Raw genomic sequence first — 15,473 nt, 5'->3', positions numbered from 1 at the left:
ACGCGGGGTCATCGCGGTTGTCGGGACCGCTCGCCGACCGGGGCGAACAGGACACCCAGCGCCACCAGCTCGGTCAGCGCCATCCCGCGTTCGACGAGGCCGAGCGGGATCAACGTCCACCACCGGCCGTCGGACGTCGCGGCCACCACGACCGCGCCCAGGATCACCGCGAACCAGCCCAGCGACACCAGGGCCAGCACCCGGGCCAGCCAGCGGCGGCCGGGGGACGCCGGGAACGCCGCGCGTGCCGCGACCAGGACCGCCAGTGGCAGCGCCACGAACGCCACCACGCTCGCGATCCGGTGCAGCGTGCCGCCGAAGTCGGCGCGGGAGACGGTGGCCCAGTCCGGCTTGGGGAAGGCCACGATGACCAGCAGCCCGACCGTCCACAGTGTCCCCAGGATGGCCGCCGGGGCCGGCAGCCTGCCCTGGCGGTGGAGGACCAGCAGGCCCGCCGCCGAGCCGGCGGCGACCAGGAGCACCGCGAGGTCGAAGACCCACTTGTGATCGGACAACCCGTACTCGCTGATCGTGCGGCGGGTGACACTGATTTCGTCCGTCGGCGGGATGACCTGCAGCAACAGCACCAGGCCCGCGCCGAGCACCAAGGCCGCGATGCCCGTCAGCGAGATCGCGACCGACACCCGTCGCGCGGGGAACGTGACCATGAACCGACAGTAGCCGAGCGGTGGTTGAACTCCCGGTGAAAAGCGGGTTGAACGCTGTACGACTTACGGCGGTTACCGCGGCCGGATTTCCTCCATTATGGTCCTCCGGTTCCGGTACGTCCGTGCGTGCCGGTCTGGCGTCAAGGAGGTCTCTACCTGTGGGGAATTCACCAAGACGGTTAGTGATGCTGGCTTCGGCCGTCGCACTGGCCGGAACGTTCGTCGCGTTGCCGTCCGGCACCGCGGTCGCGGCGCAGAACATCCTGCGCGCCGACAAGTCGGTGCCCCGCTCCTGCTTCGCGAAAGTCCTGCCCAAGGGCACCTCGGGTGCCGATCGCCGCGAGCTGACGTCCACTGTGGATGGCTTGGTGCAGGCGCGGCTCAAGGCCACGTCGGGCGCCGAGGGCGACTGGGACGTCGCCGTGTTCGACAAGGCCACCGGTGCGGTGGTCGCCGCCTCGACGGCGTTGCGCAGCCACGAACTCGCCGAGAGCTTCGTGAAGAAGGGCCAGGAGCTCGTCGTCCAGGGCTGCCGGTACGGCGGCTCGGCCGGCCAGGTCCAGCTCGGTGTCGACTTCCTGGCCCTGACGCCGCAGGGCACGCCGACTCCGGCGACCCAGCGCGCGGAGCTCGTCCGCGTCGAGACGCCCACCCGCGCCGACAAGGGCAAGCTGACCGCCCTCGGGCTCGACGTCACCGAGAAGGGTGACGCGACCGGGGTCGAGGTCGTGCTCGCCGACGACGCCGACCGCAAGACGCTGAAGGACAGCGGCTTCAAGTCGAAGGTCATCGAGGCGGACCTCTCGGCCAAGTCGGTCCGGGACGCCCGGACCGACCGCGAGTACGCCGCCAAGACCGCCGCTTCGGCGCTGCCGTCCGGGCGCACCAGCTACCGGCACCTCTACGAGTACAACTACGAGCTCAAGGAACTGGCCCGCAAGAACCCGAGTCTGGTCTCGGCGTTCACGATGCCGGAATCGACGTGGGAAGGTCGTGACGTCGTCGGCGTCGAGATCGCCACGGACGTCAAGAACGTCACCGACGGCAAGCCGGTGAACTTCACCATGGGCGTGCACCACGCCCGGGAGTGGCCGGCCGGCGAGCACGTCATGGAATGGGCGTACGAGCTGGTCAACGGCTACTCGCGCGACGCCGCCATCCGGTCGCTGGTGGGCAAGACGCGCAACATCGTCGTGCCGATCATCAACCCGGACGGCTTCGAGATCTCCCGCGAGGCCGAGCCCAAGGGCGACTTCACCCGCTTCGACTACGAGATGAAGCGCAAGAACTGCAACGTCAACGACTCGCCGCCGCAGTTCGCGACCGGCGTCTGCAAGGCGAACCCGGGCGGCCGCGTCCGCGGCACCGACCCGAACCGCAACTACGGCGGCTTCTGGGGCGGCGCCGGGGCCGAGCTGACCTGGAGCGGCGACACCTTCCGCGGGTCCGCGCCGTTCAGCGAGCCCGAGGTGCGCAACGTCCGCTCGATCGTGTCCTCGCGGCAGGTGACCAACCTGATCACGATGCACACCGTCGCCGCGCTCGTGCTGCGCCCGCCGGGCGTGGCGGACGTCCGCCCGCCGCTGGAGGAGCCGCAGTACAAGGCCCTCGGCGACAAGCTGGCCTCGCGCAACGGCTACACCAGCGAGCCGAGCTGGGCGCTCTACGACACGACCGGCACCACCGAGGACTGGTCGTACTGGGCCACCGGCGGCTGGGGCTTCACGATCGAGGTCGGCGGCAACGGCTTCCACGGGCCCTACGCCGACAGCGTCGTGGCCGAGTACGCCGGTCTGGCCCCCGCGGCCGGTGCCGGCAAGGGCGGCAACCGCCAGGCGTTCCTGGACATGCTGGGCAACGCGGCCGACCCGCAGCAGCACTCGACGCTGATCGGCTCGGCGCCCAAGGGCTACCAGCTCAAGCTGCACAAGACGTTCCAGACGCCGACGTCGCCGGTGATCCAGCCCGACGGCTCCACCAAGCCGCCGATCTACATCACCGACGACCTGAACTCGAAGTTCACCGCCACCGGCGGGCGCTTCGCGTGGTCGGTCAACCCGTCGACGCGGCCGTACGTGGCCGGCCGGTACGGGCGCACCCCGCAGGGTCCCGCGCAGCAGGGCTACGCGGTCGCCAACCCGGCTGGCGTGCCGCCGATCAACCAGAACTACCCGGCCGACCCGGCGGGTGACTCGTTCACCTTCCACGTCGACGGCCTGCCGAAGGTCGACAACGGGAAGTTCAGCGTCAACATCAACTGGGCGAGCACCTCGACCGACTGGGACCTCTACGTCTACGACTCGGCGGGCAACCTGGTCAGCTCGTCGGCCAACGGCGGCACGACGGCCGAGCACGCCGTGCTGTTCGACCCGCCGGCCGGCGACTACAAGGCCGTGGTGGTCAACTACGACCAGGCGAACCCGGACGCGGTCGACGACTGGACCGGTGACGTGTCGTTCTCGTCGCCGATCCCGCCGACCTACGGGACGAAGGAGGCCTACCAGCTGACCTGCTCGACGCCGGGCGGCAAGCTGGTCGGCGTGGCCGACGTCTACGCCGACCGCGGCCAGACGGTCGACGTCGGCGAGGTCTGCACCCGGTCCGCGCACGCGCAGAAGCAGCGCGCTTCGGGCGGCACCCGGTAGGACCGCGGCTCGTTCGTGAAGGCCTCCTCGCCGCGCGCGGGGAGGCCTTCACGGCGTCCAGGCGAGCACGAGGCCAAGGACGACGAGAATCGTGCCCACGACCCGGTTGAGCGCCGGTTTCGCGCGCGCGTACCAGCGTTGGGTCGAAGACGCGGAGAACAACAGGGCCACGCTCAGGTGCCACGCGGCCGAGGCGGTGACGATCAGCGCGACCGCGGCGGCTTTGACGGCCGTGGGTTCGGCCGGGGGCAGGGTCGCGGTGAGGACGCTGCCGAAGAACGCGGCGGCCTTGGGGTTGGTCAGGTTGCTGACCACGCCCTGGCGGAAGGCGCTGCCGTGACCCGACGGCGGGGCCGTGTCCGGGGCGCGGGCCCGGAGCCACAGCCGCACGCCGAGCCAGGCGAGGTACGCGCCGCAGACCACGCGCAACGCCGTCGCCAGCCACGGTGTGCGGGCCAGCAGGCTGCCGAGCCCGAAGACCGCGACCGCGGCCAGCAGGCCACCCGCCACGACCACCCCGAGCGCGACGGCCACCGCGGCGCGCCGGGTGCCGGCCGCGGCGGTGTGCGCGATCAGCACGAAGTTGGGGCCGGGGGTGACCGCGGCCGGCAGGTAGGCCAGCAGCACCGTGGCGAGGGTGGCGGCAGGGCTCACGAATCCCGGACCAGGGCCGCCATCCTGCGGATGGTCATCCCGCGGTCCAGGACGGCCGACGGCGGCAGCCGGACGTCGAGGCGTTCGGCGACCAGCGCCTCGATGCGGGCGCCGTGCAGCGACTCGCCGCCCAGCTCGTCCAGCCCGGTGTCGGGATCGGGCGAAGGCAGGTACAGCACCTCCGCCCAGATGGCGGCGACGGCGTCGAGCACGTCGGCGGCTTCGGGCGCGGGGCCGAGCGAGGCGACCAGCGCGCGGCGGTTCACCTTGCCCGTGGCCGAGCGCGGGATCTCGGCGACCCGCGCGATCCGGTCCGGGCCGTGCGCCGGGCGCGTCCGCGCGCAGAACCGGCGGAGGTCGTCGTCGGTGACGTCCCCGGCGACGACGACGGCGACCACGGCCTCGCCCAGCACCGGGTCGGCCGCACCGCCGACCACGACGTCGGTCACGCCAGGGTGCCCGGCCAGGACGTTCTCCAGGTCCGCCGGGAAGACCTTCTCGCCGGCGCGGTTGATCACGTCGTCGCGGCGCCCGGCCAGGACCAGTTCGCCCTCTTCGGTGAGCCGCCCGAGGTCGCCGGTGGCCAGCAGTCCATCCGGGTGCCCGATCAGTGGGCCATCCACTGTGGACAGATAGCCGGCGCAGACGTGCGGTCCGCGCACCAGGATTTCGCCCGACGCGCCCACCGAGACCTCGCAGCCGACCGGCGGCCCGACCGTGCCCGGCGGCACCGGCACCGACGGGCGGTGCGCGCAGATCTCGCCCGGCGCTTCGGTCAGCGCGTACGCCTGCAGCACCGGGACGCCGAGCGCGTCCCCGAGCCGACGGCGCAAGGCCTCCGGCAGCGGGGCGGACGCCGACCGCGCGAACCGCAGCCGGTGTCCCTCGAGTTTCCCGTCGGCGGCGAACGCGGCCACGCGCGCGTGGATCGCCGGAACCGCGCTGTACCAGGTCGGCGTGAACGCGCGGAACGCGGCGAGCATCCCGTCGTCGCGGTAGCCCGGCAGGCAGACGACGCTCGCACCGGCCGTCAGGCTCGACAGCACCACGCCGACGAGACCGTGCGTGTGGTGCAACGGCAGCGCGTTCAGCGCGCGGTCGGCCGGGGTGAGTTCGAGTGTCTCCGCGACCAGCGACGCCGCGTACCGCACGGCGTCACCGGACAGCGGCACGAGCTTCGCCGCGCCGGTGCTGCCGGAGGTCCGTACGAGCAGAGCAGTTCCCGGCACCGAACACCGCGGCCCGGCTACCCGCCCGACGTCGTCGAACGGCCGGACCACCGGAACATCGGCCTCGGCCGCTTCCGCGATGACCACGGAGGCGCCCAGCCCCTCGGCCGATCCGCCGGGCGGCAGCGGCGCGCAGACCGCGACCGACGCCGTCGCGAGCAGCATGGCGACCGCGGAGGGCGTGTTGCCCATGGCCACCGCGACGACCTGGTCCGGCTCCACGATCCCGCGCAGCCAGGCGGACAGCACGTCGACCTGGCCGGCCAGCTCGCGGTGGGTGGTGACCGTGCCGTCCTCGGCGAGCAACGCCGGCCGGTCGTCGCGGGCCGGTTCGATCATCGGCGCGCTCCTTCTCCCCGCCGTTCCCGCAGGGCCTGGATGCCGACGACGTCGTCGGGCAGCGCGTCCGGCATGTCCTCGTCGAAGCGCGAGAGCACGCGGGTGCGCAGCGCCCCCAGGCCGAGCGCGACGATCAGCAGCCCGAGCACGACGTAGCTGAACCCGATGCCGCGGCCCGGCCCGGTCCCGAGCACCGCGCCGACGCTCTCGGCGAGCCCGCCGCCGGGCATGAGCAGCGGCTCGAACAGCCCGATCACCAGCGGCGCCACCACGATCAGCCCGAGCGGGATGGTCGACCAGGCGATCATCTGGTCGAGCGCGAACACCCGGCCGTGGTACCGCTGCGGCACCTTGACCTGCACGATCGTCGCGTGGATGCCGTTGACCAGCGCCACGCAGAAGAACATCCCGGCCAGCCCGGTCGCGACGACGGCGATGCCGGCGTGCAGCCCGGCGACCGCGCCGCAGACGCCCATCGCGACGCCCGCGGTCAGCATCCCGCGCATCCGCCGCCGGCTCGGCCCGCCCCACATGGACATCGCCAGCCCGCCGAGCGCGGCCCCGATCCCGCCGAGGAACGACACCGTGGCCACGGTGGACAGGGAACCGAAGGACAGCACCAGCGGGAAGATCAGCAGGATCACCGCGGAGAGGAAGATGTTCAGCAGCCCCATGTAGGCGACCATGCCGCGGATGTAGCGGTTGCCGACCGAATAGCGCCAGCCGTGGACGATCTCGCGGCCGAGCGACTCGCGGTGCTTGTGCGGCATCGACCGCGGGAATTTCACCGCGGCGACGACGGTGACCGCGATCGCGAAGCTGACCAGGTCGAACACCAGGATGCCGCCGAGGCTGAACAGCGAGATCGCGGCGGCGGCGAGCAGCGGCGCGATGAACTGGCCGACACCCGTCGAGAGCTGCACGACGCCGTTGGCGTGGCCGAGGAAGTGCTTCGGCACCAGCTGCGGCACCGCGGACTGGTAGGCCAGCCGCTGGAAGACCAGTGCCACCGACAGCAGGCCGAGCCCGATCCAGATCTGCCAGATCCGCAGCTCCCCGGTGAAGTAGATCAGCGCGAACACGGCCTGGATGACGCCGGACGCGCAGTCGGCGGCCAGCATCACCTTCCGCCGGTCGCACCGGTCGACGATCGCCCCGGCGACCGGGGCCAGGAACAGCCCGAGCATGCCGAAGATCCACGACGTCGCGTACGACGTCAGCGAGCCCGTGGTGAGGTAGATCCACAGCGGGATCGCGTATTCCGTCAGCTGCGAGCCGGTGATGGACACGAGCTGCCCGGCCGCGACGGTGAGGAACCGCCCGAGGCTCGGCTGCGGCGTCCGGGGTGGCGGTAGGTCGTCGGGTGCTTCGGAGACCTCGGTGAACCACCAGCTCGCGTCCTCGCCGCGGGCCTCGTGCGTCAGCTCGTCGGTGGTCCCGGCCGCGAGGGCCGGGTGCACGGACGTGATGATCTCGGCGAGTTCTTCGGGACGGAACCGCAGGAAGTAGTGCCCGGCCTCGTCGAGGACGACCAATGCCGTCTTCCGGGTGACGATCTGCCACTCCCGGTAGCGCTCCTGGTAGTACTCGGTGATCGGGTCGCGTTCGCCGACCACCGAGATGATCGGCGCGCGCAGCTTCGCGGCGCCGGTGTCGAGCAGCGCGGAGAAGTAGTCCTCGGCGTGGGCGCCGTCCTCGCGCATCAGCTTGACGATCAGCTGGATCTCTTCGGGCGGCAGGCCTTCGAGGTCGGCGCCCATGCCGCGCAGCCAGTTGGCCCACGACCGGTCGCTGCGCAGCCGCTTGAGCTTGGTCAGCTGGCCGAGCTTGCCGAGCGCGCCCCGCACCGGCAGGGCGAACGGGAAGTTCGCGGCGACGTAGATCGCGTCGATCTCGCGCCCGGCCGCCTCCAGCCGCCGCGCGATCTCCGTGGTCAGCGCGCTGCCCAGGCAGTGGCTGTAGAGGACCAGGGGGCCGGTGACGCGCTCGAGGATCTCGGCGACGCACTCCTGCGCGATCTCCTCCAGGGGCAGCGATTCCTCGACGATGCCGGGGTCGTGCCCCGGCAGGGCGACGGCGAACAGCGTGCACCCGGGTGGCAGCGCGTCGGCCAGGGGCTGGAAGACGACCGCGCTGGTGCCCGCGTACGGCACGCCGACGTAGGTCACCACGCGTTCGTGGTCGGGGAGCGGCCGGGTCAGCTCGTAGAGCCGTTTGCCCGCGCGGCTTTCCGCGTCCGGGGTTTCGATCATCGCGGCCAGCTCGCGGATCGTCGGCTCGGCGAAGACGTCCATCACCGTGATGCCGGGCGAGCCCTCGGGCAGCCGGCGGCGCAGCCGCGAGACGACCTTGGTGGCCAGCAGGGAGTGCCCGCCGAGGTCGAAGAAGTCGTCGTCGATGCCGACCCGGTCGAGGCCCAGCACCTCCTGCCAGAGCTGCGCCATCAGCTTTTCGACATCCGTGCGCGGCTCGGTACCGCCCGCGTCCACTGTGGACGGCGCGGGTGCGGGGAGGGCGTTCCGGTCGAGTTTGCCGTTCGGGGTCAGGGGAAACGCGTCGAGGGCGACGTACGCGCTCGGCACCATGTAGTCCGGCAGGAGGCGCTTGAGCCGGTCTTTCAGCTCCTCCGGTCGCGCCGATCCGATGAGGTAGGCGACCAGGCGCTGGTCGCCGGGCCGGTCCTCGCGCAGGGCCACGACGGCGTCGCGGACGTCGTCACCGCGCAGCGCGGCCTCGATCTCGCCCAGCTCGACGCGCTGGCCGCGGATCTTGACCTGGGTGTCGATCCGGCCGAGGAACTCGAGGGTGCCGTCGGGCCGGTGGCGCGCCAGGTCGCCGGTCCGGTACAGCCGCGAGCCGGGTTCGAAGGGGTCCGGCACGAACCTCTCTTCGGTCAGCTCGGGCCGGTTCAGGTAGCCGCGCGCGACGCCGACGCCGCCGATGTGCAGCTCACCGGGTGTCCCCGGCGGGACGAGCCGCCGTCCGGCGTCGAGGACGTACAGCCGGACGTTGTCGATGGGCCGCCCGATCGGCACCCGCGTCAGCCCGTCGAGGAGGTCCGGCCGGCAGTGCCAGTGGCTGACGTCGATCGCCGCCTCGGTCGGGCCGTACAGGTTGTGCAGCTCGACGCCGGGGAAGCGGGCGGTGAACCGGCGCGCGAGGCCGGCTGGCAGTTCCTCGCCACTGCAGATCACCCGGCGCAGGGCCGGTGCGCCGGCCGTCTCCTCGGCGAGGAACACCTCCAGCATCGACGGGACGAAGTGGGCGGTCGTGACGCCCGCGGCGAGCAGGCTTTGGAGGTAGGCGGCGTCCTTGTGCCCGCCCGGCTTGGCGAGTGCCAGCCGGGCGCCGGTGGTCAGCGGCCAGAACAGCTCCCACACCGAGACGTCGAAGCTCACCGGGGTCTTCTGCAGCACCACGTCGTCGGCGCCGAGCCCGTAGGTCCGCTGCATCCAGTGCAGCCGGTTGACGATCGCGCGGTGCTCGGTGACCACGCCTTTCGGGCGGCCGGTCGAGCCCGAGGTGTAGATGACGTAGGCCGCGTTGTCCGGCCCGGCGACGGGGTCCAGGCGCTCGCCGCGGACGACGTCGTCGAGCTGGATCGGCTTGCGCTCCAGGGGCGGCAGCTCGTCGAGCAGGCGGCGCTGGGTCAGGATCGCGGCGGGGGCGGCGTCGGAGAGCATGAACGCGAGCCGCTCGGCGGGATATTCGGGATCCAGCGGCAGGTAGGCCGCCCCGGCCTTGAGGATCGCGAGGAGCCCGACGACCAGCTCGGGCGAGCGTTCGGCGCAGATCGCGACGACGTCATCGGGGCCCACGCCCTGGCCGCGCAGCTGCCGGGCGATGCCGTTGGCGCGGGCGTCGAGCTCCGCATAGGACAGTTCGACGCCGTCGAAGGTGACCGCCACCGCGTCCGGCGTCCGGTCCGCCTGTGCCTCGACCAGCGCGGTCAGCGTGGTCTCGGGGAAGTCCCCTGCCGTGTCGTTCCACGCGGTCAGGACGTTCGCCAGCTCGGCGTCGCCGAGCACCGGCAGCTCGCCGAGCGGGGTGTCCGGCGCGCCGACGGCGGCGGCCAGCAGCGTGCGCAGGTGCTCGCCGATCCGGGTGACGTCGGCGTGGCCGATCCGGCGGCTGCTGTACTGCAGGATCAGCGTGGGCTCGCCGTCCCCGGCGACGACCTGGAAGTGCAGCGCGTTGCGCGCGGCGAACGCGAACTCCGTCCAGTCCACGGTGGCTTCCAGGCCGGTGAACTCCGGCGCCTTGGCCCGGTCCCGGTAGCTCAGCGACACCGGCGCGAGCGCGGTCGCGGGCCGGACGCCCGATACCGCCCGGGCGAGTGGCACTTCCCAGTGCCGGTACAGCTCGCGGAGCTCGGCCCGCACGCCTTCCCCGAACGCCCGGAACGGCGTTGCGGCGTCGGCGTCGAGGGCGATCGGCAGCTCGTTGACGAACACGCCGACGGCGTGCCGGTGCCGCGGCGTGCGCGTCGACAGGTCGATCGCCACCGCAGGCCGCGCGTTGCCGTACCGGAACAGCAGCACCTGGATCGCGGCGAGCAGCAGCTCGAACTGCGAAAGCCCGAGGTCGCGGGCCGACTCCCGCAGCCCGGCGGGCAGGGTGAGCTTGACGAACTCGCCGTCCCGGGCGTCCGGCGGGCCGTCGAGCCCGGGCAGCACGACGTCCTCGGGAAGCGGCCGCGTCGCCCAGAACGCCTTGGCCTGCTCGAGCGCCGCGGCGACGCGTTCGGCCTCGCCCTCGACGTGCTCCCGGTAGTCCGGCGGCGCGGCCGGGAGCTGCGGCCCGGTCCCGGCGACGCGAGCGTTGTAGCAGGCCGCGAGGTCGCGCAGCAGGACGTCCTTCGACGCGCCGTCGAACACCAGGTGGTGCACGACGATCAGCAGCTCGTGGTCCTCGAACAGGACGAACCGGGACAGCGGGCCGTCGCCGAACGGCCGCGCGATCAGCTCACGCCGGGTACCCGCAGCGCGCTCCAGGACCGGCGGATCCTCTTCGACGAGGGTAAGGGAGCCGTCGCTTTCGGACAGTCCACACGCGAGCAGCGGGTGCCGCGTGACGACGTCGCCGCACGCCGCTTCCAGCGCGGCCACGTCGAGGTCGCCGCGCAGGACGACGGACAGCGGGATGTGGTACGCCGACCCCGCGTCGACCGCGTGCTCGGTGAACCAGATCCCGTTCTGGGCCAGCGATGCCTGCCTCATCGGACCTCCTTCAGCTGGGCCAGGACGAGCTCGGCCAGCCGGTCGATCTCCGGCGGCGCGTAGGTGAGCCGGTTGTGCACGAGCCAGCCGGTGATCCGGCCGTCCGGGTGCTCGGTGAGCGCCAGTTCCGGCACGCTCAGGTCGGGGCCCGGCATCGGCCACGCGAACATCAGCTCGCGCGGCAGCTCGACCGGCCCGGAGTCGAGGCCGGGGAAGTGCACCGGCCCGCCCCAGCGTTCGAAGCGCAGCCAGGCCGGCTGCGGGATCCGGCGGCTGAACTCCTCGTACGGGTGGTACTGGTGCTCGGTCGCGTCGAGCACGACCCGCCGGACGCGGGGAAGCAGCCGGTCGAACGGCGGGTCGTCGGAGACGTCGATCCGCAGCAGCAGCGACTGGACCAGGCAGCCGACCACGGCGTCGAACTCCGGCTTGGTGCGTCCGGGCAGCGGTGACATCACGACGACCTCGTCGCTGCCCGCCCACTCCGCCATCGCCTTCGCCCACACGGCCAGGAGTCCCATGTAGACGGTCGCGCGCCGCTCGGCGACGGCTTTCCGCAGCCGCTCGGACAGCTCCACCGGAATCTCGAAGGGCACGGAATGTCCTTCGAACGCCGGGACTGCGGCCGCGCGTGGTGCGCCGGGGAGGGCGGCCGGGGCGCCGTCGAGCGTGCGCTGCCAGAACTCGCGTGCCGCGGGCCAGCGGGTCCGCGCCCAGGCCGAGACGTCGGCCGCGCGGCCCGCGGGCGGCAGCCGATGACCTTGACCCGCATAACATTCGCCGAGCTCGCGCAGCAGCACGCCCATCGAGTGCCCGTCGAAGACGAGGTGGTGCACGCCGAGCACCAGCACGAACTCCTCCGGGCCTTCCTCGATGACCAGCGCCCGGACGAGCGGGCCGCGTTCGAGGTCGAACGGGCGCTCCAGCTCGGTGCACGCCTGGCGCACCGGATCGTCGGCGAAGACCTCGTCGAAGTCCGGTTCGCAGCGGTCCAGCACCACGGCGCGGCCTCCCGGGAAAACCGTGCGCAGCGCGTCGTGCCGGGCGACGACGTCGTCCAAGGCGCGGCGCAGCGCCCGGACGTCCAGGAGGTCGGTGATCCGGATCGCCACCGCGACCGCCGAGACCGCCCGCGGCTCGGCCGTCTCGCCGAGCCACCGCAGGAAGTACTCCTGCAGGGAGCTGAGCGGGACGCCGTCCGGCACGTCGGCCTCGGCCGGTGCGGATCGGCGGTCGGGCAGGTGGGTGGCCTGGGCGGCGAGTCCGGGGAAGTCGAACACGAACGACACCGGCACCTCGACGCCGAACTCCTCGGTCGCGAGCGCGGCGAACCGGGCGGCGGCGAACGAATCCCCGCCCGCGGCGAAGAAGTCGGCGCCCGCCGGGACGTCCCGGCCGAGCGCCCGCGCCCACAGGCCGGCGAGCCGCGCCTCGACGTCCGAGGCGGGAGCGGCGGGCTCGGAAGGCGCGTCGAAGAGGTCTCGCAGCTGCCGCTTGAGCACCTTCCCGGCGTCGTTGCGGGGCAGCGCGTCGACGACCAGCCAGCGCGCCGGGATCTCGTGCCGCGCCAGCCGGCCGGCGGCGAAGGCGCGCAGGTCGTCGACCGGTTTGCGCAGGACGACGGCGGCGGCGGGGACCGAGCCGAGCACGGGATGCGGGAGGCCGAGCACGGCGGCCTCGCGGATGTCCGGATGCGTGTACAGCTCGGCTTCGATCCGCAGGGTCGAGATCTTGAACGCGCCGGACTTGATCACGTCGCTCTCGCGGTCGACGAGGTAGAGGTAGCCCTCGTCGTCGAGCCGGCCGAGGTCGCCCATGCGGATCCAGCCGTCGCGGAACACCGCCGAAGTCGCGTTCGCGTCGCCGAAGTAGGTCCGCGCGGTGGTCGGGGAGTGCAGCCAGACCTCGCCGGTTTCGCCGGCCGGCAGCGGGTGGCCGTCCGCGTCGGTGATCTTCAGGTCGCCGTCGGCGGGCTGCCCGACCGCCGCGGGCCGGTCCGGGTCGAAGATCATCACCGTCTGGGCGGGCGCGGCCTCGGTCGAGCTGTAGTAGTTGACGATGTCGGCCTTGGGGAACGCCGTGGCCAGGGCCTTGGCGATCTCGGGCGGCAACGCGGCGGCCGTCGAGCCGAGCATCACCACCGAGGACAGGTCGTGCCGGTCCAGCGCACCGCTCGCGACGAGGTCGATCGCCATCGCCGGGACGAGGAACGCCGTCCCGGCGCCTTCGGATTCGACGAGCCGGCAGAACTCCTCGGCGTCGAACCGGGGGAGGACGAGTGCGGCGGGCTCGGCGGTGAGGGCGTTGAACAGCATCGTCTGCGCCGCGTTGGTGCCGAGCGGGAAGGCGTGCAGGAACAGCTTCGAGTGGGCGAGCGGCCGCCGCCGCATCCGCGGGTGGTAGCCGTGGGTCAGGTTGGCGTGGGTCGCGCTGACGCCCTTCGGCCGGCCCGTCGTCCCCGACGTGAACAGGATCTGGGCGAGGTCGCCGGGCCCGACGTCGACGCCGCCGGGCCGGTCCGCGATGACCTCCTCGACCGGCCGGCCCTGGGCGTCGAGACCTGAGCCACGGATCAGCCCCACCGCGCCGAAGTCGGCGAGCAGCCTGGTGACTTCGGGATCCGGGGTGCGGGCGGAGATCGGCATCGCGACCGCCCCGGCCGCCTGCACCCCGACGTAGGCGGCCGCGAAGTCGAGCCAGTCGTGCTCGTCGAAGAGCAGCCCGACGCGGTCGCCCCGCCGGACGTCCAGTCCGCCCGCGATCCGCGCTGCCCGGTCGTGCCATGCGCCGAACGTCAGTGCGTTCGCGCCGACGCGGATCGCGACGCGGTCGGGTTCGCGGGCCGCGCGGTCGCGCAGCAGCCCGGGAATGGTGTCAGCCATCGCCCGCCTCCAGCAGCCGGGCCGACGCGCTCGGCTCGTACCCGGATTTCCACAGCTCGGCCAGGGTCAGCAGCAGCGGCAGCGACCGGTCCGGCGGCAGGTCCGCCGCGTGTTTCCTGAGGAGCAGCTGGGTGAGCTCGCGCCGGTCGTCGCGGCTGTGGCCGAACGTCATCGAATCGGCGTGCCGCCGGTACCGCTGGCCCTCGACCGGCGCGACGTCGCCCTCGAAACCCGCGCGGGCCAGCCGCAGGTACAGGTCCCAGTCCTCGTACGCGGGCAGGCTCTCGTCGTACCCATCGACGGCCTGCAGCGCCTCCCTGCGGAACACGCCGGTCGCGCGGCCGTGCGTGTTGACCACCGTGCTGACGTCGCCGGCGTGCCCGAGCGGCGCCTGGACGTGGTCCAGCAGGCCGGTGTAGCGCACGTGACCGACTACATAGGACAGTTCCGGATGGCGCGCGAGCGCGGTGACGGCAGGGCCGAGGAAGCCCGGCGGCAGCTCGTCGTCGGCGTCGAGCGGGACGACGTACTCGCCCCGGCTCGCGGCGATCCCGGCGTTGCGGGCGGCGGACAGCCCGGCGTTGGGCTGGCGCACCTTGACCACGTCGGTCAACGCGTCGAACGCGGCGACCGTCCCGGCATCGGTGGACCCGTCGTCGACCACCACGATCTCGACGTCGGCATACCCGGCGGCACGCACGGAGGCGAGCGCGCCGTCGAGGAACCGGCCCTGGTCGAACAGCGGGATCACGACGCTCACCAGCCCCGGCTCGACCGCCGTGGCGACGGGCTCGACCTGCGGGAAGTGGAGCACTGGCCGGCTCTCGGCGCACTCCGGTGCGTCGGCGAAGAGGGCTTCGGCGAGGGCGGCCGGGTCGTCGGGGGCGACGACGATGCCGCCGCCGTGCCGCTCGACGACGTCGGCCGCGGTACTACCCTTCGGCGCCACGACGGTGCTCCCGCGCGCCAGGGCGAACGCGGCGGTGCTCGGGCATTCGGTGTCGCCGGCCGGGAGGACGCAGCGGGCACCCGGCGGCTCGTCTCCGGGCGGGCCGCCGAAGGTGACCGCGCGGGAGAGGTGTGCCGGCAGGCCGCGGCGCAGGTGGTCGCGATAGGACCGGCCGAGCGGATCGGTCGGGGTGTCCTCGCCGCGCAGCTCGAACCGGGTTCCCGGGTGGGCGTCGAGCACGAGCGCGGCCGCGTCGAGGAACGTCTCGATCCCGGCGTCCGGCCGGTACGCGCCGAGCCGCCACACCGCGGGCCGGGTCCGGCTCGCGGTGGGTGTCACCGACGTCGTGACCGCGGTGGTGACGTCGGCGTGCTCGGCGCAGTAGCGCTCGGCGAACACGGTGAACTGGTGCTCCGCGGTGAGCGGCCGGTGCGCGGCGGGACCGCCGCCGGCGGTCGACCACGGGCAGCGGACGACGGTCAGCGTGGTGCCGCCGAACTCGCCGAGCAGGCGTTTCGCCCGGATCGTGCTCAGGCCTTCGGCACCGGCGTCCAGGAACTCCACGACGTCCAGGTCGCCGAGGGTGCGGAGGGTGTCGAGGACGCGGTCGGCGTAGCGGTGCGCCTCGGCGAAGTAGCGGTGGTCCGGCCGCGCGGGCGCGGTCGGGACCCACGCGACGCGATCGTCCTTCCGCGACGGTGGCAGCTTCTCGGCGACCAGGAACACCCGGTGGCCGGCCTCGGCCGCCGCGCGAGCTCGCGCGAAGACCCGGGCGCCGTCGCCGAGGAACCGGTCGGCGGCGAGGTCACGACAGGAAAGCGCGAGCCGCATGGCCGCGGTGCCCCATCACTCCCGACATCTGACCCCCCAGTGTCGCAGACTGTTCGA

At 72.9% G+C, this 15,473-nt stretch carries 7 protein-coding genes; 1 reads left to right on the top strand and 6 read right to left on the bottom strand.

Annotated features, from left to right (window positions below; genetic code table 11):
• Positions 1–8: 8 nt before the first annotated feature.
• Positions 9–668, bottom strand: coding sequence for a DUF998 domain-containing protein (locus BLW76_RS29450; RefSeq protein ID WP_244170360.1), 660 nt, complete (start codon positions 666–668; stop codon positions 9–11).
• 185 nt (positions 669–853) lie between these two features.
• Here BLW76_RS29450 and BLW76_RS29445 point away from each other — a divergent pair, with 185 nt between their 5' ends.
• Entirely contained in the window at positions 854–3,313 is a 2,460-nt protein-coding gene (locus BLW76_RS29445) for a M14 family zinc carboxypeptidase (RefSeq protein ID WP_208613409.1), read from the top strand.
• 48 nt (positions 3,314–3,361) lie between these two features.
• Here the strand turns inward: BLW76_RS29445 and BLW76_RS29440 are convergent, their stop codons facing one another.
• The 5 genes from BLW76_RS29440 to BLW76_RS29420 are packed head-to-tail and all read right to left on the bottom strand — an operon-like array spanning position 3,362 to position 15,416.
• Positions 3,362–3,967 (bottom strand): LysE family translocator, encoded by a 606-nt coding sequence (locus BLW76_RS29440; RefSeq protein ID WP_091313396.1) that lies wholly within the window; start codon positions 3,965–3,967, stop codon positions 3,362–3,364.
• A complete protein-coding gene (locus BLW76_RS29435; protein WP_091313395.1) occupies positions 3,964–5,535 on the bottom strand; it encodes an AMP-binding protein in 1,572 nt (523 codons plus the stop codon). The genes BLW76_RS29440 and BLW76_RS29435 overlap by 4 nt, the downstream gene beginning before the upstream one ends.
• Positions 5,532–10,754 (bottom strand): non-ribosomal peptide synthetase/MFS transporter, encoded by a 5,223-nt coding sequence (locus BLW76_RS29430; RefSeq protein ID WP_091313392.1) that lies wholly within the window; start codon positions 10,752–10,754, stop codon positions 5,532–5,534. Before BLW76_RS29430 ends, BLW76_RS29435 begins: the two co-directional genes overlap by 4 nt.
• Positions 10,751–13,636, bottom strand: coding sequence for an AMP-binding protein (locus BLW76_RS29425; RefSeq protein WP_091313390.1), 2,886 nt, complete (start codon positions 13,634–13,636; stop codon positions 10,751–10,753). The genes BLW76_RS29430 and BLW76_RS29425 overlap by 4 nt, the downstream gene beginning before the upstream one ends.
• On the bottom strand, positions 13,629–15,416 hold the full coding sequence (locus BLW76_RS29420; protein ID WP_091313388.1) for a glycosyltransferase: 1,788 nt from the start codon (positions 15,414–15,416) through the stop codon (positions 13,629–13,631). Before BLW76_RS29420 ends, BLW76_RS29425 begins: the two co-directional genes overlap by 8 nt.
• Positions 15,417–15,473: the final 57 nt, after the last annotated feature.

The organism is Amycolatopsis tolypomycina, assembly GCF_900105945.1.
GTDB lineage: Bacteria > Actinomycetota > Actinomycetes > Mycobacteriales > Pseudonocardiaceae > Amycolatopsis > Amycolatopsis tolypomycina.
The sequence above is the reverse complement of the archived record's forward strand: the minus strand, read 5'-3'. Positions and strand labels throughout refer to the sequence as shown.

Bases quoted from the DNA above. Each gene is read 5' to 3' on its own strand.
- BLW76_RS29435 (WP_091313395.1), bottom strand. From the start codon at position 5,535: ATGATCGAACCGGCCCGCGACGACCGGCCGGCGTTGCTCGCCGAGGAC.
- BLW76_RS29450 (WP_244170360.1), bottom strand. From the start codon at position 668: ATGGTCACGTTCCCCGCGCGACGGGTGTCGGTCGCGATCTCGCTGACG.
- BLW76_RS29420 (WP_091313388.1), bottom strand. From the start codon at position 15,416: ATGCGGCTCGCGCTTTCCTGTCGTGACCTCGCCGCCGACCGGTTCCTC.
- BLW76_RS29445 (WP_208613409.1), top strand. From the start codon at position 854: ATGCTGGCTTCGGCCGTCGCACTGGCCGGAACGTTCGTCGCGTTGCCG.
- BLW76_RS29425 (WP_091313390.1), bottom strand. From the start codon at position 13,636: ATGGCTGACACCATTCCCGGGCTGCTGCGCGACCGCGCGGCCCGCGAA.
- BLW76_RS29430 (WP_091313392.1), bottom strand. From the start codon at position 10,754: ATGAGGCAGGCATCGCTGGCCCAGAACGGGATCTGGTTCACCGAGCAC.